This is a genomic window from Kitasatospora sp. NPDC097691 (genome assembly GCF_040302665.1).
In the GTDB taxonomy this organism is placed as follows: Bacteria; Actinomycetota; Actinomycetes; order Streptomycetales; family Streptomycetaceae; genus Kitasatospora.
In genome coordinates this window covers 24933-47998 of sequence record NZ_JBEORY010000040.1, presented here as the reverse complement: position 1 = coordinate 47998, position 23066 = coordinate 24933, and the positions used below count along the sequence as shown (strand labels likewise).

Sequence of the window (23066 nt, the reverse complement as noted above, 5' to 3'; positions counted from 1 at the left end):
GGGCGGGGCTCAGTGGGCGGTTGCGGGGGTGCGGCGGACGGCGCGCTCGGCGAGTTCGGCGCGCACCAGTTCCTGGCGGATCAGCTCCAGGCTGCGGGCGACGGCGCCGACCTCGTCGTGGTGGACGGGGTAGAGCACGGTGCGGCGGTCCCCGGCGGTCAGCGCCTCGGCGCTCGCGGCGAGGCGGCGCAGCGGCAGGCCGACGGCGATGTACAGCCAGCCGAGGCAGAGCGCGGCGGCGGCCAGGCCGAGCATGCCGGCCAGGATCGCGCGCCGGTCGGCCCGGTTCTGGTCGAGGTGCAGCCAGGCCACCTGGTTGGCGGTGACCACGGACCAGCCGAGCTTGGCGACGCTGCCGTTGCCGCCGAGCGGGGCGGCGGCGAGCAGGGCCGGGGCGCCGCCGTCGCGGAGCACGTCGGCGGCGGCGGACTTCTTGGCGCCGTCGAGGATCGTCCGGCCGCGGCCGTCCGGCAGCTCGCCGAAGGAGCTGTAGCCCTCGTTGGCGGCGAGCACCCGTTGCCGGTCGTCGACCAGCCAGACCCGGCCGAGGCCGGGGCGGACCAGCAGGCCGCTGAGGAAGTCGGTCTTGAACTCGCCGACCAGGACCGGGCCCTTGGGTTCGGGCGCGCCGTCCGCCTCGGCGTCGGCCGGGGCGGCGGTGAGGGCCGCGCGGGCGGCGATCCGGGGCTCCTTGCCGGAGCTGTTGAGCAGCAGCACCCCGCTCGGGCCGAGGGCCTCCGGGCCGGTGCGGTGCGGGGTCTCGCCGGCGTGGGCGAGGAGTTCGCCGTTCGCGCCGAGGACGTAGAGCGAGCGGTAGCGGTCGTGCTCGGCGAGGGTGTCGCGCAGCAGGGTCTCGGCCTTGCCGACGGAGGTCTCGGTGAGCGAGGGGGCGATCGAACGCAGGTCCGCGTAGCCCTCGTTGAGCGCCTGGCGGATCCGGTCGGCGGCGGTGTCGGTGCGGTCGCGCTGGCCGGCCACCACCTGGGTGGGCACCCGTACGGTCGGGTCGTTGCCGCCGAGGAACAGCAGCGGGCCGGACCAGCCGAGCACCAGGACGGCGCAGAGCGCGAGCGGCAGCGCGGTGCCGGGGCGACGCCCGCGGGCGGGGGCGGCGGCCGGCGGGCGGGCCGGGTCCAGGAGCTGGAGCCGCAGCTCCTCCAGGGCACGGGCGATCCGGCCGGCCTCGCCCCGCTTCGGGCCGCGGATCGGCTGCTCCAGGCGGTCGCCGCGGGTGAGCCGGCGGGACTCCAGGAACAGGCCCAGCAGCGGGCGCTGGAGGCTGCGGATCAGGTACCAGGCGAGCAGCAGGGCCAGGACGATCAGGGCGCCGGCGGCGGCCAGGCCGAGCATGGGGTGGCGCAGGTTGCCGGGCTTGCCGTCGACGGTGCTGGTGGACACCACGGTCAGGCCGAGCGGGGTGGCCGGGTCGTGCCCGCCGGGGGTGGCGACGGCGGCCCAGCCGGCGACCCGGCGCTCGCCCTTGGCGTCCGGGCTGCCGGCCAGGCTGCCGGAGGCCGTCTCGCCGGGGGCCGGGTGCTGGCGGGCGGCGCGCTCGCGGGCGGTGGTGACCACCTTGCGGTCGCCGTCGGCGGTGAGCGCCGCGCCGGTGGTGTCCAGGACGGCTCCGGTCGCGTCCAGGACCTGGATCGTCTGTTCCTTGCGGGTGGAGATGCCGGGCAGCCGCAGGTTGTCGGAGGCGACCAGCAGGGCGCGTCCGTCGGCCTTGGTGGCGACCAGCGCGAAGGTGAGCAGCCGGGTGCCGGCGGTGGAGGGCACCAGGACGGGTGCGGGCGCGGTGTCGGTGACCTTGGTGAGGTCCAGGCCGGCCAGCGGGACGGTCTCGCCGCGGGCGGCCAGCAGCCGGCCGGTGTCGGGGCGGACCACCACCGTGCCGCGCCACTTGTGGTACGCCTGGCCGAGCGTGGTCAGCACGGCGGCGGGCTCGGCGGGCGCGTTCTCGTAGCGGGCGGCGGCCCGGCGCAGGTCGGTGGCGCTCTCGTGCAGTCCGGCCCGCAGCGAGGCGGCGGTGTCCTCGGCGGCGTACTGGTGGGACTCGCGGACGGCCTGCGGGGTGTCGTCGACGCGCAGTCCGCCGACGGCCAGTGCGGTGATCGCGGCGACCGCGAGCAGCAGGACCAGCAGCAGCGCGATGGGCGGGCGGATGCCCCCGAGCAGCGGCATGTCGGCCCGGCGGCGGTAGCGGTGCTGCCGCGGCGGGTTGGGTGCCGTGCTCACGAGGGGCCTCGTTCTCCTCCGGGCTCGCCGTGCCGGCTCCGGGAGGCGGTGGCAGGCCTTTCCCGGTCAAGCGATGATCAAGAACTGGTCAAGCCGAACCAGCGTACGAAGCGGTTCGCGGAAAGCTGTCACATATCGGTTGCGATCCGGTGCCGCTTGGGTGTCGATCCGGCCGGTCACGGCGTGGATCATGGGCGCGGCGGCGGGCACGGTAGGTTCGACCGCCATGGAGACTCGGGGTTCGCGACGCTCACTGCTGCTGCCGGTGGCGGTGCTGCTGGTGCTGGCGGCGCTCGCGGGGGTGCTGACCCTCGCCGCGCGCGGCGATGCCGGGCGGCCGCGGGCGGTCCGGCCGGCGCCCTCCGGCCCGGCGCCGGTGGACCTGGCGGCCCGGGTGGACGAGTACACCGCCGACTTCGCGTCCGACGGTCCGTACGCCGCGCCGGACGCGGCGCAGCGCCGGGCGGTGGCCGACGGCGTGCTCGGCGCACTGGACGGGCAGTCCGAGCAGGCGGGCCGGGCGCTGGCCCGGGTCGGCTACCGGCTCACCGAGTTCACCGAGGCCGCGACCGGCCGACGGGTGGCCGAGATCGCCGACGGCACGGCGGACGGGGCCCGCGGCTGGGGCCGGGTCTACCTGGACCTCTCGGCCCGGCCGAACTGGTCGGTGCAGGTGCCCCACCCGGTGTCGGACGCCCGCACCGAGGCGCTCGGCGTGGAGCTGTTCCGGGCCGCGCCGGGCGGCGTGCTGGTGCTCGCCGGGGCGCACCGCCGGGCCGGGGCGGACGGCTCCTCGGACGTCGCGCACCGCTCCGACACCGTCTTCGCCGCCGTGGTCGAGGCGCTCACCGGCCGTGGCCTGCCCGGCATCCAGGTGCACGGCTTCGACGAGGGCAGCCTGCCCGGGCAGGACGCGGTGGTCTCCAGCGGCACAGGACCGGCCGGACCGGCCGCCGAGCTCACCGCCGCCGGGCTGGGCCGGGCCGGGTACGCGGTCTGCCGGGCCTGGCGGGACAAGTGCGGGCAGCTGGAGGGCACCACCAACGTCGAGGGCCGGTTCGCGGCCGGCGTCGGGGTGCCGTGGCTGCACGTCGAACTGGGCAACGGGCTGCGCACCGAGCCGGCCCGGCGCGCGGTGGTGGCCGGGGTGCTGGCCGAGACCGCGCGCAGCTGGGGCGGCGTGCGGCCCTGACGGGGGACCAGCAGGGAGGGGCTAGCAGGGGCGGCGGCGCAGGTCCATGACGTAGTCGTGCGGGGCGCCGGCGCTCTCGGCGGCGTCGGCGACCAGGCCGAGGTAGCGGGCCGCGGGCAGGCCGCCCTCGTAGTCGTTGAGCACGTACGTCCAGACCGGGATGGAGCCGTCCAGGGTCTGCGCGCGCAGCTTGATCTTGCGGTAGATGCCGAGCTGGACGCCCTCCCAGCGGTCCAGGCCGTCCTCGTCCATCGGCGAGACGTCGTACAGCGAGACGAAGACCTGGTCCTTCTCGTCCTCGACGACGGTGGCCAGCGAGCCCTCCCAACCGAGCTGCTCGCCACCGAAGGTGAGCCGCCAGCCGTCCAGCCACCCCGTGCCGCGCAGCGGGGAGTGCGGGGCTCGGCGGGTCATCTGCCGGGCATCGAGGTTGGTGGCATACGCGGCGTAAAGGGGCATGGGGGCCAGCGTAGCCGGGGCGGCGGTCGGACCGGGCTACTGGACGAAGGTACGGAAGCCCGGACCCCGGCGTGGCGGCGCTCCGGGCGTGCGGGACAATGGGGAGCGTGACTCGGATCGTGATCATCGGTGGCGGACCCGGCGGCTACGAGGCGGCCCTGGTCGCCGCACAGCTCGGCGCGGAGGTGACCGTCGTCGACCGCGACGGTCTGGGCGGATCGGCGGTGCTCACGGACTGCGTTCCGTCGAAGACGCTGATCGCGACCGCGGAGGTGATGACCACCTTCGACAGCTCGTACGAGGAACTCGGCATCATCGTCGCCGACGACACGCCCCCCAACGAGCAGGCAGCCAGGGTCGTCGGCGTGGACCTGGGCAAGGTCAACCGCCGTGTGAAGCGCCTGGCGATCGCGCAGTCCCACGACATCACCCAGTCCGTCACCCGGGCCGGCGTCACCGTGCTGCGCGGCCGCGGCCGGCTCGGCACCGGCGGGCAGGCCGTGGACGGCTCCCGCGAGGTCCTGGTGGACGCGCCCGACGGCACCGTGCACTCGCTGCGCGCCGACGCGGTGCTGATCGCCACCGGCGCCCACCCGCGCGAGCTGCCGGACGCCCAGCCGGACGGCGAGCGGATCCTGACCTGGACCCAGGTGTACGACCTGGAGGAGCTGCCCCGCGAGCTGATCGTGGTCGGCTCCGGTGTGACCGGCGCCGAGTTCGCGGGTGCGTACCAGGCGATCGGCTCCAAGGTCACCCTGGTCTCCAGCCGCGACCGCGTGCTGCCGGGCGAGGACCCCGACGCCGCCGAGGTGCTGGAGGACGTCTTCCGCCGCCGCGGCATGAACGTGATGGGCCGTTCGCGGGCCGAGAGCGTCAAGCGGATCGGCGACCGGGTCGAGGTGACCCTGGCCGACGGCAAGGTGATCGAGGGCACGCACTGCCTGATGGCGGTCGGCTCGATCCCCAACACCGCCGAGATGGGCCTGGAGGAGGCCGGGGTCAAGCTCAACGACTGGGGCCAGATCCAGGTCGACCGGGTCTCCCGCACCACCGCTCCCGGCGTGTACGCGGCCGGCGACTGCACCGGCGTCTTCATGCTCGCCTCGGTGGCGGCCATGCAGGGCCGGATCGCCATGTACCACGCGCTCGGTGACGCGGTGCAGCCGCTGAACCTCAAGACCGTGGCCTCCAACGTCTTCACCGACCCGGAGATCGCCACCGTCGGCTACACCGCGGCCGACGTGGAGTGCGGCAAGATGGACGCCGTCGTGGTCAAGCTCCCGCTGCGCGGCAACCCTCGGGCGAAGATGCAGGGCATCCGGGACGGCTTCGTGAAGCTGTTCTGCCGCCCGGGCACCGGCATCGTGGTCGGCGGCGTGGTCGTCGCCCCGCGCGCCAGCGAGCTGATCCACCCGATCTCGCTCGCGGTGGACGCCAATCTGACGGTCGAACAGGTGGCCAGCGCCTTCACCGTCTACCCGTCCGTCTCCGGCTCGACTGCCGAGGCCGCCCGGCAGCTGCACATCCGCAAGCGGGCCGACGGCGAATCCTGAGCGTCCGGCGCACAGTTGAGGGGCGGTCGCCGATCGGCGACCGCCCCTCGCGCATGATCGACCGTCACCCGGACGGCGGGCGCAGTCCCGGGCTATTGACGGCGCGTATTGTACGGTCACGCGCCGCTCGTGCGCGAGCAATTCCCGCTACTAGCTGCAAACGCCTGAAAGCAGACGGTCACGCAGGTTACCGTCGGTTCTGTGTTTGCTGCAGAACGTCGCCAGTTGATCCTCGAAATGGTGCGCGCCAACGGAGCCGTCTCGCTCCGGGAGTTGGCCCGCGTCGTCCAGACCTCCGAAGTGACCGTGCGCCGTGACGTGCGGGCGCTGGAGGCAGAAGGGCTCCTCGACCGCCGGCACGGCGGCGCGGTGCTCCCCGGCGGCTTCAGCCGCGAACCCGGCTACCCGCAGAAGACCCACCTGTCCGCGGCGGAGAAGAGCGCCATCGCGGACCTCGCCGCCGGCCTGGTGGAGGAGGGCGACGCGGTGGTGGTCGGCGCCGGCACCACCACCCAGGAGCTGGCCCGCCGGCTGGCGCGGGTGCCCGGCCTGACGGTGGTCACCAACTCGCTGCTGGTGGCCCAGGCGCTGGCGCACGCCAACCGGGTCGAGGTGGTGATGACCGGCGGCACCCTGCGCGGCTCCAACTACGCCCTGGTGGGCAGTGGTGCCGAGCAGTCGCTGCAGGGGCTTCGGGTCACCAAGGCCTTCATCTCCGGCAGCGGGCTGACCGCCGAGCGGGGGCTGTCGACCGCGAACATGCTGTCCGCGAGCGTGGACCGGGCCATGGTGCTGGCGGCCGCCGAGGTCATCGTCCTCGCCGACCACACCAAGCTCGGCGCGGCCGGCATGTTCCAGACCGTCGCCACCGACACGATCACCCGCCTGGTCACCGACGAGCAGGCCACCGCGGACGACGGCACCGCCCGCGAGCTGGACGCGCTCGCCGACTGCGGGGTGCAGATCGACCTGGCGCCGATCGGGGCGGCCCCGAGCGGCGACGCCCCGGTGCACGGCACCGGCAGCGGCCCCGTCCACCAGACCCAGCCCGGCCCGATGGCCCGCCGCGCCGGCCCGCCGCCCGGTGGCGCCCCGCTGCCCGGCCAGCGCCGCCCCGGTGCCCACGGTGGCCCGGGCGGGCCGGTCGGCCCCGGCGGGCTGCCGGTCCGGCTGGCCGAGCTGGGCCTGCCGCGCGGGCGCTGAGCGGCCCCGCGGAGAGCGACCGGCCCCGCGGAGAGCGACCGGCCCCGCGGAGGGCGACCGGCCCCGCGGAGGGCGACCGGCCCTGCGGAACGCGACCTGCCCGCCCCGGGCCGCCTACGGAAAGCGACCGGTCCGCACACCCCGAGGGGTGTACGGACCGGTCGCTGCCCGACAGGGCGGGTCAGTCCTCGATCAGGGTCAGTCCTTGATCTCGCAGAGCGCGGCACCGCTGCTGACGCTCGCGCCCACCTCGGCCTTGAGGCCGACGACGGTGCCCGCCTTGTGGGCGTTCAGCGGCTGCTCCATCTTCATCGCCTCCAGGACCACGATCAGCTCGCCCTCGGCGACGACCTGGCCCTCCTCCACGGCGACCTTGACGATGGTGCCCTGCATCGGCGAGGCGAGGGTGTCACCGCTGACGGCCGAGCCGGCCTTCTTGGCGCCCACCCGGCGCTTGGCCTTGGCGGCACCTGCCGCACCCGCCGCCGGGGCCGTCGAGACGCCCAGCGAGGACGGCAGCGAGACCTCGATCCGCTTGCCGCCGACCTCGACCACGACGGTCTCCCGGCCCTCGGCCTCCTCGCCGTCGCCGGCCGCACCGGCGAACGGCGGGATGGTGTTGTCGAACTCGGTCTCGATCCACCGGGTGAAGACCTTGAACGGCTCGTCGCTGCCGTGCACCTCGGGCGCGAACGCCGGGTCGGTGACGACCGCCTGGTGGAACGGGATGGCGGTGGCCATGCCCTCCACCTTGAACTCGGTCAGCGCGCGGCGGGCCCGCTCCAGGGCCTGCTTGCGGTCGCGGCCGGTGACGACCAGCTTGGCCAGCAGGGAGTCCCAGGCCGGGCCGATGACCGAGCCGGTCTCCACGCCGGAGTCCAGGCGCACGCCCGGGCCGGACGGCGGGGCGAACAGCGTCACGGTGCCGGGCGCGGGCAGGAAGCCACGGCCCGGGTCCTCGCCGTTGATGCGGAACTCGAAGGAGTGGCCGCGCACCTCCGGGTCGCCGTAGCCGAGCTCCTCGCCGTCGGCGATCCGGAACATCTCGCGGACCAGGTCGAGGCCGGTGACCTCCTCGGTGACCGGGTGCTCCACCTGCAGACGGGTGTTCACCTCCAGGAAGGAGATCGTGCCGTCCAGCGCCACCAGGAACTCGCAGGTCCCGGCGCCCTCGTAGCCGGCCTCCTTCAGGATGGCCTTGGACGCCCGGTACAGCTCGGCGTTCTGCTCGGGGGTCAGGAACGGCGCGGGCGCCTCCTCGACCAGCTTCTGGTGGCGGCGCTGCAGCGAGCAGTCACGGGTGGAGACGACCACCACGTTGCCGTGCTTGTCGGCGAGGCACTGGGTCTCGACGTGCCGCGGGTTGTCCAGGTACCGCTCGACGAAGCACTCGCCGCGACCGAAGGCGGCGACCGCCTCGCGCACCGCGGACTCGTACAGCTCCGGGATCTCCTCCAGGGTGCGGGCGACCTTGAGGCCGCGGCCGCCGCCGCCGAAGGCCGCCTTGATGGCGACCGGCAGGCCGTGCTCCCGGGCGAAGACGACGACCTCGTCGGCGCCCGAGACCGGGTCCGGCGTACCGGCGACCAGCGGGGCACCGGCGCGCTGCGCCACGTGCCGGGCGGTCACCTTGTCGCCGAGGTCGCGGATGGCCTGCGGCGGCGGGCCGATCCAGATCAGACCCGCGTCGAGGACGGCCTGGGCGAAGTCGGCGTTCTCCGACAGGAACCCGTAGCCGGGGTGGACGGCGTCGGCGCCGGAGTCGGCGGCCGCCTTCAGGACCTTGGCGATGTCCAGGTAGCTGGTAGCGGGGGTGTCACCGCCCAGCGCGTAAGCCTCGTCGGCCGCGCGGACGTGCAGCGCATCCCGGTCCGGCTCGGCGTAGACGGCGACGCTGGCGATACCGGCGTCCGAGCAGGCCCGAGCGACGCGGACTGCGATTTCCCCGCGGTTGGCGATGAGCACCTTGCGCACTGTGGCTCCCTTCTTGAACCTCGTTGAGTTTATGGATTCCTGGGCAGTACCGGCGAGTAGCCCCGGGTTGTGAACTATCCCACACGCTCGGTGATGGCTTTCGACCCCCCGATACCGGCCGGTACGGAGACTCCGCAGGTCGCGCCGGGTGGGGCCGGAGCGCCGGGGGCCACGGGGGGTGACGGAGCGGCGGCGTGGCGGGACGGTGGCATGGGCCACACTCTCGCCCGGACCGCTCAAGCGACGCCTGAGCGGGCGGCGGGCCGCTGTTTCGCCTCGGCCGTCACGTCGGCCACCAGCTCCACCACGTCCGGCCCGTACGCCTTGGGGTTGACGACCCGCAGGACGAGGGCGAAGGTGCCGGTCTCACCGTACCGCCGGGCGAGTCGGCGGTGGTTGGCGACCAGGTAGCGGACGGCGGCGTGGTTGGAGACCGCGGTCTGCCCGGACACCAGGAAGGCGGGCCGGCCGTCAGGCGAAGGGTGCAGCCGGGCGAGCAGGGCGAAGGCCTGGCCGCCGGAGGGCGCGGCCCCCGGCTCGTACCGGTACTCCTCGGCGCCCACCGCGAGCGACAGCTCCGGGGCGCTACCGCCCACATCCGTGAAGGTCACCCCGGGCAGCCAGGAGGCCAGGTGCGCCGCCGTCCGGTCGTTGCTGGACGGGCCGCCGATGCAGAACTCGGCCTTGTGGCCCAGGCCCTGGCGGACGTCCTCGTGGCCGACCAGGTCGGCCTGGGCCCCGCACTCCTTGACCAGCGAGGCCAACTCCATGAGTGCGAACACGTCGTTGCGCGAGACGCTCTTGCCGCTGGCCGAGGCGGTGTGCCGGTTCACCACCAGCAGGCACTCGCCCCCGGGCGGCATGCCGAAGAACGCGCGGACCCGCTCCAGCCGTCGTCTCCGCCGCAGGGCCTGCGCGAGCCAGCCGAGGCCGGCGCTGATGGCGCTGGCCACCAGGCCCAGCACCACGTTGAGCACGCTGTCGTTCATCGCCGCGTCCCTCCCCGCTCGAAATGCCCGTCAGCTTAGAGGGCCAACGGGCGGGTGCGGCAGGTCGGTTGATCCACGGATCGGGCGGCAGGCTGGTCGCGCGGCGTCCGGCCCGGAGGGCGACTCAGGCCCAGAGGTCGACAATCCGGACGTCGAGGTCGGCGAGCAGGCGGCGCAGCAGCGGCAGGGAGAGGCCGATGACGTTGCCGGGGTCGCCGTCGATGCCGTCGACGAACGGGGCCGAGCGGCCGTCCAGGGTGAACGCCCCGGCCACGTGCAGCGGCTCGCCGGAGGCCACGTACGCGGCGATCTCGTCGTCGTCCGGGGTGCCGAAGCGGACGGTGGTGGAGGCGGTGGCCGAGGACTGCCGGCCGGTCACCGTGTCGATCACGCAGTGGCCGGTGCGCAGCACCCCGGCGCGGCCGCGCATCGACTGCCAGCGGGCCACCGCCTCGGCGGCGTCGGCCGGCTTGCCGAGCGCCCGGCCGTCCAGCTCCAGGACGGAGTCGCAGCCGATCACCAGCTCGCCTTCGGCGAGGTCGGCGGCGACGGCCTTCGCCTTGGCCTCGGCCAGGACGAGCGCGAGCTCGGCGGGCGAGGCGGCGCTGATCGCGTCCTCGTCGACGCCGCTGACCACCACGCGCGGGTCGAGACCCGCCTGGCGCAGCAGCCCGAGGCGGGCGGGGGAGGCGGAGGCGAGGACGAGGGTGCGCTGGGCGGTCATGGCCACCAGCGTAGGGGGTGCCGGTCCCGGGGATGCCGGTGTCCGCCGTTCAGGTGAACAACCGGGCGATCATGATCAGGACGGAGCCCACCAGCACGATGGCGGCGAGCACCTTGCCGGCCCGCTGCATCCGTTCCTGCATTCGACGGGCCTCGGGCGAGGGCTCGTCACGGGGGTCTGACCAGAGCACCCGTCCAGAGTGCGCCGCGCCGGGCCCGGACGCCTGAGTATCCGTACTCAGGTTGACGGCGATCCGGGCGCGTCCGCCGCTCCGGCGCGTCCCGTGCTCCGGCGTGTGCGCTGCTCGGGCGCGCTGCGCCGCTCCGCCCGCTCCGGGGCAGGCGGACGGCAGACGACGGCGGAGCAGGAGGTCGGACGGGCCGACTTCCTGCTCCGCGTGCGGTAGCTTCGGCTCAGCGCGCCCAGCCCGACGTCCGCCAGGCGTTGACGCCCGGACGGAGAGCGGGGCGGAGCAGACGGGAGCGGTCGTTCCAGGGGGAGGCCGGGCCGGCGCCGGCCTGACGCGCCGCCTCGGCGGCGGCCTGCGCGGCGGCGGCCCGGGCCTGGACCACCGCCAGAACGGTGGCCAGCTCCTCGGGGGTCGGCTGCCCGTGCAGCACGTGGATCGGGGACATGGCTGGTTCTCTCCCGACAGGGATGGGGCCTACAGGGGGATGTTGCCGTGCTTCTTCGGCGGCAGCACCTCGCGCTTGCCGCGCAGCGCCCGCAGGCCCCGGACGATGTGCCGGCGGGTCTCGCTCGGCGCGATGACCGCGTCGACGTAGCCGCGCTCGGCCGCCAGGTACGGGTTCAGCAGGGTGTCCTCGTACGAGGCGATCAGCTCGGCCCGCTTCTCCTCGACGTTCCCGGCCGCCTCGGCCTCGGCGATCTCCCGGCGGTGCAGGATGTTGACCGCGCCCTGCGCGCCCATGACGGCGATCTGGGCGGTCGGCCAGGCCAGGTTGAGGTCGGCGCCCAGGTGCTTGGAGCCCATGACGTCGTAGGCGCCGCCGAAGGCCTTGCGGGTGATCACGGTGATCAGCGGGACGGTGGCCTCGGCGTAGGCGTAGATCAGCTTGGCGCCGCGGCGGATGATGCCGTCCCACTCCTGCTCGGTGCCGGGCAGGAAGCCGGGCACGTCCACGAAGGTCAGCACCGGGATGTTGAACGAGTCGCAGGTGCGGATGAAGCGGGCGGCCTTCTCGCTGGCGTTGATGTCCAGGCAGCCGGCCAGGTCCATCGGCTGGTTGCCGACGATGCCGACCGACTGGCCCTCGACCCGGCCGAAGCCGGTGATGATGTTGCCGGCGTACAGCGGCTGGGTCTCCAGGAACTCGCCGTCGTCGACGATGTGCTCGATCACGTTGCGCATGTCGTACGGCTGGTTCGCCGAGTCCGGCACGATCGTGTCGAGTTCGAGGTCCTCGTCGGTGACCGTGAGGTCGGCCTGCTCGGGGTAGGCCGGCGGGTCGCTCAGGTTGTTGGAGGGCAGGTACGAGAGCAGGCTCTTGACGTACTCGACCGCCTCCTTCTCGTCCGCGGCCAGGTAGTGCGCGTTGCCGGACTTGGTGTTGTGGGTGCGCGCGCCACCCAGCTCCTCCATGCCGACGTCCTCGCCGGTGACGGTCTTGATCACGTCCGGGCCGGTGATGAACATGTGCGAGGTCCGGTCGGCCATCACCACGAAGTCGGTGATCGCGGGGGAGTACACCGCGCCGCCGGCGCAGGGGCCCATGATCAGCGAGATCTGCGGGATGACGCCCGAGGCGTGCACGTTGCGGCGGAAGATCTCGCCGTACAGGCCGAGCGAGACCACGCCCTCCTGGATCCGGGCGCCGCCGGAGTCGTTGATGCCGATGACCGGGCAGCCGGTCTTCAGCGCGAAGTCCATCACCTTGACGATCTTCTCGCCGAAGACCTCGCCGAGCGAGCCGCCGAAGACGGTGAAGTCCTGGGCGAAGACCGCGACCTGACGGCCGTCGACGGTGCCGTAGCCGGTCACCACGCCGTCACCGTACGGGCGGTTCTTCTCCTGGCCGAAGTTGGTCGAGCGGTGCCGGGCGAACTCGTCGAACTCCACGAAGGAGTCCTCGTCCAGCAGCTCCACGACCCGCTCGCGGGCGGTCAGCTTGCCCTTGGCGTGCTGCTTCTCCACGGCCTTGGCCGAGCCGGAGTGCACCGCCTCGTCCAGCCTGCGCCGCAGGTCGGCGAGCTTGCCGGCGGTCGTGTGGGGGTCGTACGGCGCCTCGGTCATCCGGTGGCTCTCCCTGATCCTTGGCCGCGACCTGTTCGAGTGCGCGCGGGCCGGGTGGTGGGCCCGCGCATGAGGGCAGGGCGGCGCTACGAACTACCGCTGGGTAGCGTAGCCAGCGCGGAGGGCAATCCGGCACGTCCTGGCGTTATGGCCATCGACACAGTTTTGTTGACGGCCGTTCTGCGGGACGATGGGGCGGCCTACACCCCGGCCGCGCCCACCAACCGGAGCCGCGTCCTGCGAATCCCCGCCGGGTCCGCGAAATCCACGAGCCACGCCCTAGGGTTGCCCGCATGAGCGAGTGGAGCGAGCGAGTCGTTGAGGGGTGCGCGTGGGCGAATGCCCTCGCCGAGCGCAGCGAGGTGGGCGCATGAGCGCGTCCGACACCCCCCGCCGCAGCGGACTGCGCGGCTTCGGCCACACCGGGCCGTCGCCGTGGACCGACCTGGACCGTCCGCCGCTCGACGAGGAGGCGCTGCGCCACGACCTGCTCGTCCCGGGCGGGCTCTGGACCTCCCTGGACGTCGTCACCGAGACCGGCTCCACCAACAGTGACCTCGCCGCCCGGGCCAAGGCCGGTGCCGCCCAGGGCGCGGTGCTGGTGGCCGAGGCGCAGAGCGCCGCGCGCGGCCGACTGGACCGGCAGTGGACCGCCCCGGCCCGCTCCGGACTGTTCCTGTCCGTCCTGCTGCGGCCCGAGGAGGTGCCGGTCGAGCGCTACGGCTGGCTGCCGATCCTGGTCGGGGTGGCCGCGGCGAGCACGCTCGGCCGGATCGCCGAGGTCGAGGTCGGGCTGAAGTGGCCCAACGACCTGCAGGTGGAGATCGACGGCGCGGAGCGCAAGGTCGGCGGCATCCTCACCGAACTGGCCGGCGGCGCGGTGGTGGTCGGCCTCGGCCTCAACGTCTCGCTGCGGGCCGACGAGCTGCCCGTCCCCACCGCCGCCTCGCTCGCGCTGGCCGGCGCCGCCACCACCGACCGGGGCACCCTGCTGCGGGCCCTGCTGCGCGAGCTCGCCGAGCTGTACCGCGAGTGGACGGCCGCCGCCGGCGACCCACACGCCAGCGACCTGCTGCGCGCCTACGTGGACCGCTGCACCACGCTCGGCCGCCAGGTGAAGGTCCACCTGCCCGGTGACACCGAGCTGGCCGGCGAGGCGGTGGCGGTGGACGGCGACGGCCGGCTGGTGGTTCGTACGCCCGACGGCGTACGCCGGGCGGTCGGTGCGGGCGACGTCGTCCACGTGCGCCTCGAGCCCCGCTGAACGGCAGTCTTCACCTCTCCTTGACCCGGGCTGATGCCCCGGATCCGGCGATTCCGTGCGAACATTCCACCTGGCAGCGGTGTGAGGCGCGCCACTGCCCGCCTGGGTGGCGGGCGGTGCGCCCGGACAGGTAGGACACGAGGCGAGTGCGGCGACCGCACGGGGACGGACCGGTGGCAGAGGACGGCAGCAGCGGCACGACGGCGGGCAGCCACGACCCCACGGTCGCGCTCGAACTGGAACGCCTGATCCTGGACGCGCCGCGCCGTTACACGCCGTACCAGGCCGCGCGCGCCGCCGACGTCCCGATGGAGCTGGCCACCCGGTTCTGGCGGGCCATGGGCTTCCCCGACATCGGCCAGTCCAGGGCGCTCACCGACGGCGACGTGATCGCGCTGCGGCGCCTCGCCGGCCTGGTCGAGTCGGGGCTGCTGAGCGAGTCCATGGCGATCCAGGTGGCCCGGTCCACCGGCCAGACCACGGCCCGGCTGGCCGGCTGGCAGATGGACACCTTCCTGGAGAACCTCACCCAGTCCGTCGAACCCGGGCTGACCCGCGCCGATGTCGCCTACCCGCTGGTCGAGCTGCTGCTGCCGGAGCTGGAGCAGTTCCTGGTGTACGTCTGGCGGCGCCAGCTGGCCGCGGTCACCGGCCGGGTGGTGCAGGCCGCCGAGGACCACGAGATCACCAGCGGGCGGCTCGCCGTCGGCTTCGCCGACCTGGTCGGCTTCACCCGGCTGTCCCGGCGGCTGGAGGAGGAGGAGCTCGGCGAACTCGTCGAGACCTTCGAGAACACCTGCTCCGACCTGATCGCCGGACAGGGCGGCCGGGTGATCAAGACCCTCGGCGACGAGATCCTCTACGTCTCCGAGGACCCGGCGACCGCCGCCGAGATCGCGCTCAGCCTGATCGAGGCGCTGGCCGGGGACGACGCCATCCCGCCGCTGCGGGTCGGGATGGCCTTCGGCACGGTCACCTCGCGGATGGGTGACGTCTTCGGCACCACCGTCAACCTGGCGAGCCGGCTGACCTCGATCGCGCCCAAGGACGCGGTGCTGATCGACGGCGAGTTCGCCGCCGCGCTGGAGCAGAACGGCAGCGTCGCCCCGGCCGACTCGGAGGGGCCGGGCCTGGCCGAGGCGCTGTCGGCAGCCGCCGGGATGCCCGCCTCCGGGCTGCCGATGCCGGGGCCGGACGCCGGCGCCCGCTTCCACCTGCAGCCGATGTGGCGGCGGCCGGTGCGGGGGCTCGGGCTGGTCGAGCCGTGGCTGCTCACCCGGCGGCTGAAGGCGGAGTAGCGGAGCGGCGGGGTGGCGGGGCGGCGGAGTGCGCGGCACCGGGAAGGCGGAGTAGGCGGCGGAGAGCCGGGGTAGCCGGAAGCGTAGGAGCCGTTCGGCCGGGGGCGTCGGGTTCATCGGTTCGTCGGGTTCCGTCGGGTTCCGTCGTGCGGGATTCGGTCGTCGGTCTGCAGGTGCCGAACGGTTGAAACCCGTACGGCTCTGCCATGGTCCATCCGGGCAAACGGGGCATAACCGAACGAAACCGCCATAGTCTTGGTGCAAGCGGCCGGTCGGGTGCGACCGGGCGACGGGGGTCTGGCAGGACCGAGCACAGGGAGCGAGGCGAGCCGGTGAGCAGTGAGGCGATCGTGACGGACCGCGGCTGCGACTGCGGCGGCTCGCGGCACCGCGACCCGCTGCCCGACCTGAGACTGCAGTCCGTGGTCGAGCTGGCCCAGGACATGGCCGGCGCGCTCACTCCCTTGGAGGCCGTCCGGGCCGCCGCCACCCGGGCCACCGAGGCGCTCGGCGCCACCATGGCGGCCGTCTCGGTCTGGGACCGCGAGTCCGGTCGGCTGCGGGTCCTGGTCAACCACGGCGAACTCGCCCCCGGCGAGGAGGAACTGCCAGAGGACGAGTCGTACCCCGTCGCCGACTTTCCCGAGATCGTCACGTACCTGGAGGAGCGCTGGACCACCGGGCGGCTGCCGCGTGCCTGGCTGCAGAGCGCCGAGGACAGCGAACCGCACGCCGGTCACACGCACCCGACCGCCGGCGCGTACTGCCGGGAACGCGCCGCGGCGCTGCGCCGGCGCGGACGGGCCTGCTGCGTGGTCGCGCCGATCGTGCTGCACGGGCAGGCCTGGGGCGAGCTGTACCTCGCCCGGTCGGTCGGGATGCCCGAGTTCACCGAGGCCGACGCCGACTACGCGACCCTGCTCGCCGCCCAGGTCTCCGCCGGGCTCGCCCAGACCGAGCGCCTCGCCGACCTGCGCAGGCTCGCCTTCTCCGACCCGCTCACCGGGCTCGCCAACCGGCGCGCCGTCGACGCCCGGCTGGAGAGCGCGCTGGAGGCGCACAACCGGCACAACACCGTGGTCTCGCTGGTCGTCTGCGACGTCAACGGGCTGAAGCGGGTCAACGACCAGCTCGGCCACGAGATGGGCGACCGGCTGCTGGAACGGTTCGCCCACCAGCTCTCGCTGGCCGCCGCCAAACTCCCCGGCAGCCTCGCCGCCCGGCTCGGCGGCGACGAGTTCTGCCTGTTGGTGGAGGGGCAGAAGGCCGACGAGGTGGTCGCCGTCGCCGAGGAGCTGTGCGCCCGGGCGCTCGCGCTGTCCGAAGGCGAGGGCGTGGCCTGCGGCGTCGCCTCCACCGGGGACTCCATCGGTCCGGTCACCACCCCCGACCGGCTCTTCCGGCTCGCCGACGCCGCCCAGTACCGGGCCAAGGCCGCCCGCGCCGCCCACCCCGTGGTCGCCGGGCGCAGCCACGGCCCCGGCTTCTCGCCCGACCCCACCGTGCTGCTCGCCGACGCCGCCGACCCGCACCACCGGGCCGACGGACGGCGCGGGCCGAACGGCCGGGCCGGTACGGGCGACCGGCGGCGGTTCCGCGGCGCCGCCCACAGCGCCGACCCGGGCCAGTTGCTCACCGCCGTCCTCGCCGCCCTCGACCAGGCCGCCGCGGCCCGGGCCGTCCACCCGGCCGACACCCTCGGCAAGCTCGTCGTCGTCGCCGAGACCTCCGCCCGGCTGCTCGACGCCGTCGGCTGGTGGGTCTCGTACGTCCCGCCCGGCTCCCACCTCATGCGCACCGCCCAGCACGCCGTCTACCGGATGACCAGCGGCCCCAGCAGCACCCGCGCCGAGACCCAGCGCGCCCAGATCGAGGCCCCCGACGCCGTCTTCGACCTGCGCCACTACCCGATGACCCGCCGCGCCGTCCGCGGCGGCGCCTTCGCCCTGCGGGCCGGCGCCGCCGGCAACGACCCGGCGGAGGAGGCCATGCTCGTCGTCTCCGGCTACCGCGGCATGGTCGCCGCCGGCGGCCAGAACGCGGCCGGCGGCTGGCTCGTCGAACTCTTCGCCGACGACGCCACCCTCCCCCTCGGCCAGGCCGCCTGCGCCATGCGCGCCCTGGCCGCCGTCGCCCTGGCGGGCGCGGCCTCGCCCCCGGTGGTGTGAGCGCGCCCCCTGGCGGTGTGAGCGCGCGATCGGCGGTCGGCCGCGGGCGTGTTCCGGTTCGGTGACCGGTGTGTCGCGGGTGGGTCGCGTTCGGGGGCCGGGGGTGTCGCCGGGGGTGCGGCGGTGGGATGGTGGGTGGCCGGTCGAGCGGGAACGGGGCGGGGCGTGGGCAGACGGTTGGTGGGTGCGGCGGTGGCCGGGGTGCTGGTGCTCGGGGGCGGGGTGGCGGTGGCCGCTCCGGCGTCGGCGGTGCCGGTGGTGCGGACGGCGGGGGCGGCGCGGACGGCGCCGCAGCGGGCGCCGCAGGTGCGGGACGGGGTCGGGGCGCACCGGATCGCCCAGCTCGCCGGGTCGAAGTCGAAGTCGAAGACGAAGAAGAAGGTGAAGAAGGGCTTCTTCCACGGGTTCTTCCACGGCTTCCTCGGGTGGCTGACCACGGCCCTGCTCGTCGCTCTGCTGGTGACGGTCCTGGTCGTCCTCTGGGTCAGGCGTTCGAACCGCCGCTAGCGGCAGACGGGTCGAGGGCGCGCAGTGCGGCGTCGACCAGGCGGTCGGCGTGGTCGTGGCCGAGCGGGCCGAGCCGGTACTGCCAGCGGTAGTGGAGCGGGCCGTAGAGGAGTTCGAGGGCCAGGTCGAGGTCGGCGTCGGGGGCGATCTGGCCGGCCTCGCGGGCGCTGCGGAGGCGGTCGCGGGTGATCTCCAGCAACGGGTCCAGCAGGCGGGTGCGGTACTCGGCGTGCAGCGCGGGGTCGTTGAGGATCTCGGCGCCGAGGGCGCGGAAGGTGCGGTCGGTGGCCGGGTCGGCGAGTTCGTCGGAGCTGGCGCGCAGGACGGTCCGCAGGTCGGCGGCGAGGTCGCCGGTGTCGGGGAGGGCGAGGGTGCCCTCCTGCCCGCTCGCGGCGAGGAAGGCGTCGAAGACCACGGCTCCCTTCGACGGCCACCACCGGTAGATGGTCTGCTTGCCGACCCCGGCGCGGGCGGCGATCGCCTCGATGGTCAGCTTGCCGTAGCCGATCTCGGCGACGAGTTCGGCGGCGGCGGTGAGGACGGCGGTGCGCGAGCGTTCGCTGCGGCGGGCGGGGTCGGCGGCGGTTCTGGAGGTCATGGAGAAAATCCTAGGCGAAATTGCGAGACGAGACGTATTGTCTTCTCATGTCGAAGCGAGACGGTACGTCTCGTCTCAATCGCTGCACCCGGAGGTGCCCGTGAACCGCCCCGCCCACATCCTGATGGTCTCCGTCCCGGCCCACGGGCACGTCAACCCGAGCCTCGCCGTGATCACCGAGCTGGTCGCCCGGGGGCACCGGGTCAGCTACGTCAACGACGCCTCCTTCCGGGACGTCGTCGAGTCCACCGGCGCCGCCTTCGTCCCGTACCCGACGAAGCTGCCGCTCGCCGACGATCCCGACGGCTGGGCGGAGGACCCGGTCGCGATCCAGGAACTGTTCCTGGACGACACGCTCTCCATGTGGCCCGTCCTGCTGGAGGCCTTCGCCGACGACCGGCCCGACCTGGTGCTCTACGACATCGCGGGCTTCGCGGGCCGGGCGCTCGGCGAGCGGCTGGGGGTCCCGGTCGTGCAGCTGTCGTCCACCTTCGTCGGCTGGGAAGGCTTCGAGCAGGACCTCGCGGAGGCCCTGGAGGCGATCCGCAGCTGCCCGGGCGGCGCCGAGCACTACCGCCGGTTCGCCGACTGGCTCGCCGAGGCCGGTGCGGTGCAGCGCGACGTGGACGCCTTCAAGAACCGCCCGGAGCGGGCGATCGCGCTGGTCCCGCGCGCCCTGCAGCCCAATGCCGAGCGGGTCGACGAGCGGCGGATCAGCTTCGTCGGGCCCTGCTTCGGCGACCGCGCCCACCAGGGGCGGTGGCAGCGGCCGGCCGACGCCGAGAAGGTGCTGCTGGTCTCGCTGGGCTCGGCGTTCACCCACCACCCGGCGTTCTACCGGTCCTGCGTCCGGGCCTTCGGCGACCTGCCGGGCTGGCACACGGTGCTGCAGATCGGGGCGCACACCGACCCGGCCGAGCTCGGCGAGGTGCCGGACACCGTCGAGGTGCACCGGTGGGTGCCGCAGCTGTCGGTGCTCGCCCAGGCGGACGCCTTCGTCACCCACGCGGGTATGGGCGGCTCCAGCGAGGGGCTGTTCCACGCGGTGCCGATGATCGCGGTGCCGCAGGCCGTCGACCAGTTCGCCAACGCGGACGCGCTGGTGGGCCTCGGCGTCGCCCGCCGGCTGGACACCGAAGAGGCCACCCCGGAGGCGCTGCGGGCGGCACTGCTGGAACTGGTCGGCGACCCGGCGGTGGCCGAGCGGCTGCGGGGGCTGTCCGCCGCCGGACGGGCCGAGGGCGGCACCGGCCGGGCGGTCGACCTGATCGAGGCGGAGCTGGGGTCGTAGGGGAGCGCCGGTTGGGGGAGCCAGGGGGTGCGGGGGCGGGGGAGTCGGGGGCGCGGCGTGCGGTGCGGATCCCGAAGCCGGAGAATCCGAATGGCGAGCACCTGTTGTCATATCTTCATTCACCTGATGTGATGGTGTATATGGATATGCACAGTGCTGTGGCCCCCGACGCTCCGCTGGTCCTGGTCGGCAAGGCCGACGTCAGTGCCGAGGACGTTCTGGCCGTCGCCCGGGGCAACGCCCGGGTCGAGATCGGTCCCGACGCGCAGGCCGAGATGGCGGCCGCCCGTGCGCGGATCGACGCCCTCGCGGCCGAGCCGCGTCCCGTCTACGGCGTGTCGACCGGCTTCGGCGCGCTCGCCGTGCGGCACATCAGCCCCGAGCTGCGCGCGCAGCTGCAGCGGTCGCTGGTGCGCTCGCACGCCGCCGGCATGGGCCCGGCCGTCGAGCGCGAGGTGGTTCGCGCGCTGGTCTTCCTGCGGATGAAGACGCTGGCCTCCGGCCGTACCGGGGTGCGCCCGCTGGTCGCCCAGACCATGGCCGCCCTGCTCAACGCCGGCATCACCCCGGTGGTCCGGGAGTTCGGCTCGCTCGGCTGCTCCGGCGACCTCGCGCCGCTGTCGCACTGCGCGCTGGTCCTGATGGGCGAGGGCACCGCCACCGGCCCGGACGGCGTGGAGAAGCCCGCCGCCGAGCTGCTCGCCGCCGCCGGGATCGAGCCGGTCGAGCTGCTGGAGAAGGAGGGCCTGGCCCTCATCAACGGCACCGACGGCATGCTCGGCATGCTGGTGATGGCCATCTCCGACCTGCAGCGGCTGTTCACCACCGCCGACATCACCGCCGCGATGACCCTGGAGGCGCTGCTCGGCACCGACAAGGTGCTCGCCCCCGAGCTGCACGCCCCGATCCGCCCGCACCCGGGCCAGGCGCTGAGCGCCGCCAACATGCTGGCCGTCCTCAAGGACTCCGGCCTCACCGGCCACCACCAGGACGACGCGCCGCGCGTCCAGGACGCGTACTCGATCCGCTGCGCCCCGCAGGTGGCCGGCGCCGGCCGCGACACCCTGGCGCACGCCCAGCTGGTCGCCTCCCGCGAGCTCGCCGCCTCGGTGGACAACCCGGTGGTGCTGCCGGACGGCCGGGTGGAGTCCAACGGCAACTTCCACGGCGCCCCGGTCGCGTACGTGCTGGACTTCCTCGCCATCGCCGCCGCCGACCTCGGCTCGATCTCCGAGCGCCGCACCGACCGCCTGCTCGACAAGGCCCGCTCGCACGGTCTGCCGGCCTTCCTGGCCGACGACCCGGGCGTGGACTCCGGCCTGATGATCGCCCAGTACACCCAGGCGGCGCTGGTCAGCGAGAACAAGCGGCTCGCCGTCCCGGCCTCGGTCGACTCGATCCCGTCCTCCGCGATGCAGGAGGACCACGTGTCGATGGGCTGGTCGGCCGCGCGCAAGCTGCGCCAGGCCGTCGAGAACCTCGGCCGGATCCTCGCCGTCGAACTCACCGCCGCCGCCCGCGCGCTGGAGATCCGTCAGCAGGCCGACTCGGCCGGCCGGATCGCCCCGGCCAGTGCGGCCGCGCTGGCCGTCGCCCGGGAGGCGGGGGTCGGCGGCGCCGGCCGCGACCGCTTCCTCTCGCCGGACCTGGAGGCGGCCGCGGCGCTGGTCGCCTCCGGCGAGCTGGTGCGCGCGGTCGAGCAGGTCACCGGCCCGCTGGCCTGACGCACCGCCGACGCGGGGCGACCGGGGCTCAGTCCCAGTCGCTCCGCGGCCGTCGGTCCTCGCGGCTGCGGCGCTCGCCGAACGCGGCGGCGAAGTTGACCCCGACGATGCCCGCCCAGCAGACCAGCAGGCCGGCGAAGCCGCCGTTCGTCGGGTTGCTGGCGATCGCGGTCAACGGGATGCCGAAGGCCATCGAGACCACCGCGAGCCCGCTGCCGGAGCGCTTGGTCCAGCCCTGGCGGCGGGACCGCTGGTGGCGCTCGCGGTACGGGCCCGGCTCGTGGTCGTCCATCCGCTGGGCCACGGAGCGCTCGACCCGCGCGTCCAGACGGGCGTCGAGGCGCTTCATGAAGGAGTCGACGAGCTCGTCCTCGTACTCCTTGCCGAGCTCCTTGCGGGCCTGCAGGGTGGCGTCGAGGTCGCGCCGCAGTTCGTCCTGGCGAGTGTCCATGGGGTAAGCGTGACGCCGCGGTGACACCCGGTCCATCCGTTCGCGGGGGGAATCCGGGCGGGCTCAGGGACAAATCAGGGTTACCCCGAGCCGGACCCGGTCCCGAGCCGGACCCGGTGACCGCCGGACCCGGCTCGGAAGCGTCCGGATACTGTTCGATCCGGTCCGATCCGCGGGACGTCTCACGGGGCGTCCCGCCGTACGAGACGTCTTTGCCAGGCGCGGCCCGCTGCTGCACAGTCGTCGTCCGAACCGCTCGCACCCGGAGGTACCGCTGATGACCGCCACCGACGACACCGGCAGCGTCGGCCCCTCCGCCCGGCTGCTCCAGCTCTTCGAGGGCCACCGGCTGACGCCGACCCAGCGCCGGATCGCGCACTCCCTGGTGCGGCACGCCACCGAGGCGCCGTTCCTGTCCAGCGTCGAGGTCGCCGAACTCGCGGGCGTCAGCCAGCCCTCCGTCACCCGCTTCGCGGTCGCCCTCGGGTACGACGGCTACCCGGCGCTGCGCAAGCAGCTGCGCGAACTCGGCGGGGGAGAGCCGGCCGCGCCGGAGACCCCGGACGACGCGGTGCGCAACGAGCACCAGCAGGCCGTGCTCGCCGAGATCGCGCACCTGCGCCACCTCGCCGAACTCCTCGCCGACCCGGAGCCGATCATCCGGGCGGCCCGGCTGCTCGCCGCCTCCCGCCCGCTGCCCGTGCTCGGCCTGCGGGCCGCCTCGGCGCAGGCCCGCGGCTTCGCCTACTTCGCCGCCAAGGTGCACCCGGACATCCGGCTCCTGGACGAGGGCGGCAGCATGCTCGCCGACCGCGTCGAGCAGGCCGCCGCGGCCGGGGCCTCCGCACTGCTCTGCTTCGCGCTGCCGCGCTACCCGCGGGAGTTGATGGACGCGCTGGCGGTGGCCCGCGAGTGCGGGCTGACCGTGCTCACCGTCGCCGACAGCGCCTTCGCGCCGGTCGCCAAGCTCTCCGACCTGATGCTGCCGGCCGCCGTCGGCACCGGGCTGGTCTTCGACACCGCGTGCGCGCCGATGATGCTCGGTCGGGTGCTGCTGCAGGCCATGTGCGACGAACTCCCGGGAGCGGAAGCCCGGTTGGAGGCGATCGAACAATCGGCGGCGGCGCGCGGGTTGTTCCTGGAGTAGCGGCCGCTCGGAACAGGTGCGGCTCGAAGTGGCGG

General features: G+C 74.2%; 19 protein-coding genes and 1 pseudogene. 10 read left to right on the top strand and 10 right to left on the bottom strand.

Going from position 1 to position 23066, the window contains the following annotated elements; genetic code table 11:
• Window positions 1-9: 9 nt before the first annotated feature.
• Window positions 10-2235 carry a HAMP domain-containing protein gene (locus tag ABTY56_RS25260; protein WP_350631437.1) on the bottom strand — a complete coding sequence of 742 codons (2226 nt, stop codon included), beginning with the start codon at window positions 2233-2235 and terminating at the stop codon, window positions 10-12.
• Between the two features lie 226 nt (window positions 2236-2461).
• On the opposite strand from ABTY56_RS25260, the gene ABTY56_RS25255 reads away from it, so the two are divergent.
• The gene (locus ABTY56_RS25255; protein WP_350631435.1) at window positions 2462-3427 is read left to right on the top strand and encodes a hypothetical protein; all 966 of its coding nucleotides are present in this window, start codon (window positions 2462-2464) and stop codon (window positions 3425-3427) included.
• Between the two features lie 21 nt (window positions 3428-3448).
• Here the strand turns inward: ABTY56_RS25255 and ABTY56_RS25250 are convergent, their stop codons facing one another.
• Window positions 3449-3886 (bottom strand): gamma-glutamylcyclotransferase family protein, encoded by a 438-nt coding sequence (locus ABTY56_RS25250; protein ID WP_350631433.1) that lies wholly within the window; start codon window positions 3884-3886, stop codon window positions 3449-3451.
• 98 nt (window positions 3887-3984) lie between these two features.
• Here ABTY56_RS25250 and ABTY56_RS25245 point away from each other — a divergent pair, with 98 nt between their 5' ends.
• The gene (locus ABTY56_RS25245; protein ID WP_350631431.1) at window positions 3985-5439 is read left to right on the top strand and encodes an NAD(P)H-quinone dehydrogenase; all 1455 of its coding nucleotides are present in this window, start codon (window positions 3985-3987) and stop codon (window positions 5437-5439) included.
• Between the two features lie 237 nt (window positions 5440-5676).
• A complete protein-coding gene (locus tag ABTY56_RS25240) occupies window positions 5677-6642 on the top strand; it encodes a DeoR/GlpR family DNA-binding transcription regulator (protein WP_502893180.1) in 966 nt (321 codons plus the stop codon).
• A 198-nt stretch (window positions 6643-6840) separates the two neighbouring features.
• Here the strand turns inward: ABTY56_RS25240 and ABTY56_RS25235 are convergent, their stop codons facing one another.
• From ABTY56_RS25235 to ABTY56_RS25210, 6 genes are all read right to left on the bottom strand, one after another.
• The gene (locus tag ABTY56_RS25235) at window positions 6841-8616 is read right to left on the bottom strand and encodes an acetyl/propionyl/methylcrotonyl-CoA carboxylase subunit alpha (RefSeq protein ID WP_350631428.1); all 1776 of its coding nucleotides are present in this window, start codon (window positions 8614-8616) and stop codon (window positions 6841-6843) included.
• A gap of 236 nt (window positions 8617-8852) precedes the next feature.
• Window positions 8853-9605 carry a hypothetical protein gene (locus tag ABTY56_RS25230; RefSeq protein WP_350631427.1) on the bottom strand — a complete coding sequence of 251 codons (753 nt, stop codon included), beginning with the start codon at window positions 9603-9605 and terminating at the stop codon, window positions 8853-8855.
• A gap of 124 nt (window positions 9606-9729) precedes the next feature.
• Window positions 9730-10329, bottom strand: a complete 600-nt coding sequence (locus ABTY56_RS25225) for a nucleoside triphosphate pyrophosphatase (protein WP_350631426.1) — start codon at window positions 10327-10329, stop codon at window positions 9730-9732.
• 49 nt (window positions 10330-10378) lie between these two features.
• Window positions 10379-10519 carry a morphogenic membrane protein MmpB gene (mmpB, locus tag ABTY56_RS25220; RefSeq protein ID WP_350631425.1) on the bottom strand — a complete coding sequence of 47 codons (141 nt, stop codon included), beginning with the start codon at window positions 10517-10519 and terminating at the stop codon, window positions 10379-10381.
• 223 nt (window positions 10520-10742) lie between these two features.
• Window positions 10743-10964 (bottom strand): acyl-CoA carboxylase subunit epsilon, encoded by a 222-nt coding sequence (locus ABTY56_RS25215; RefSeq protein WP_350631424.1) that lies wholly within the window; start codon window positions 10962-10964, stop codon window positions 10743-10745.
• A gap of 29 nt (window positions 10965-10993) precedes the next feature.
• Complete coding sequence (locus ABTY56_RS25210) at window positions 10994-12583, bottom strand: acyl-CoA carboxylase subunit beta (protein ID WP_350631423.1); 1590 nt, start codon at window positions 12581-12583, stop codon at window positions 10994-10996.
• A gap of 370 nt (window positions 12584-12953) precedes the next feature.
• On the opposite strand from ABTY56_RS25210, the gene ABTY56_RS25205 reads away from it, so the two are divergent.
• The 4 genes and pseudogenes from ABTY56_RS25205 (at window position 12954) to ABTY56_RS25190 (ending at window position 17820) form a co-directional block, all read left to right on the top strand.
• Entirely contained in the window at window positions 12954-13847 is an 894-nt protein-coding gene (locus ABTY56_RS25205) for a biotin--[acetyl-CoA-carboxylase] ligase (RefSeq protein ID WP_350631421.1), read from the top strand.
• 173 nt (window positions 13848-14020) lie between these two features.
• A complete protein-coding gene (locus ABTY56_RS25200; protein WP_350631420.1) occupies window positions 14021-15145 on the top strand; it encodes an adenylate/guanylate cyclase domain-containing protein in 1125 nt (374 codons plus the stop codon).
• A 443-nt stretch (window positions 15146-15588) separates the two neighbouring features.
• Window positions 15589-16746: pseudogene (locus ABTY56_RS25195) on the top strand (GGDEF domain-containing protein); the annotation flags it as partial.
• 732 nt (window positions 16747-17478) lie between these two features.
• Window positions 17479-17820: a hypothetical protein gene (locus tag ABTY56_RS25190; RefSeq protein ID WP_350631419.1), complete on the top strand. Its 342-nt coding sequence runs from the start codon at window positions 17479-17481 to the stop codon at window positions 17818-17820.
• Here ABTY56_RS25190 and ABTY56_RS25185 read toward each other — a convergent pair.
• Entirely contained in the window at window positions 17798-18418 is a 621-nt protein-coding gene (locus tag ABTY56_RS25185) for a TetR/AcrR family transcriptional regulator (RefSeq protein ID WP_350631418.1), read from the bottom strand. The two genes, ABTY56_RS25190 and ABTY56_RS25185, sit on opposite strands and share 23 nt — an antisense overlap.
• A gap of 124 nt (window positions 18419-18542) precedes the next feature.
• On the opposite strand from ABTY56_RS25185, the gene ABTY56_RS25180 reads away from it, so the two are divergent.
• Together ABTY56_RS25180 and hutH are read left to right on the top strand one after the other, a co-directional pair.
• On the top strand, window positions 18543-19709 hold the full coding sequence (locus ABTY56_RS25180) for a macrolide family glycosyltransferase (protein WP_502893179.1): 1167 nt from the start codon (window positions 18543-18545) through the stop codon (window positions 19707-19709).
• Window positions 19710-19855: 146 nt separating this feature from the next.
• Entirely contained in the window at window positions 19856-21433 is a 1578-nt protein-coding gene (gene hutH, locus ABTY56_RS25175) for a histidine ammonia-lyase (RefSeq protein WP_350631415.1), read from the top strand.
• Between the two features lie 28 nt (window positions 21434-21461).
• On the opposite strand, the gene ABTY56_RS25170 is transcribed toward hutH, so the two are convergent.
• Window positions 21462-21884, bottom strand: coding sequence for a hypothetical protein (locus ABTY56_RS25170; protein WP_350631413.1), 423 nt, complete (start codon window positions 21882-21884; stop codon window positions 21462-21464).
• Between the two features lie 277 nt (window positions 21885-22161).
• Between ABTY56_RS25170 and ABTY56_RS25165 the strand changes: the two genes are divergently transcribed.
• Entirely contained in the window at window positions 22162-23031 is an 870-nt protein-coding gene (locus ABTY56_RS25165) for a MurR/RpiR family transcriptional regulator (RefSeq protein ID WP_350631412.1), read from the top strand.
• Window positions 23032-23066: the final 35 nt, after the last annotated feature.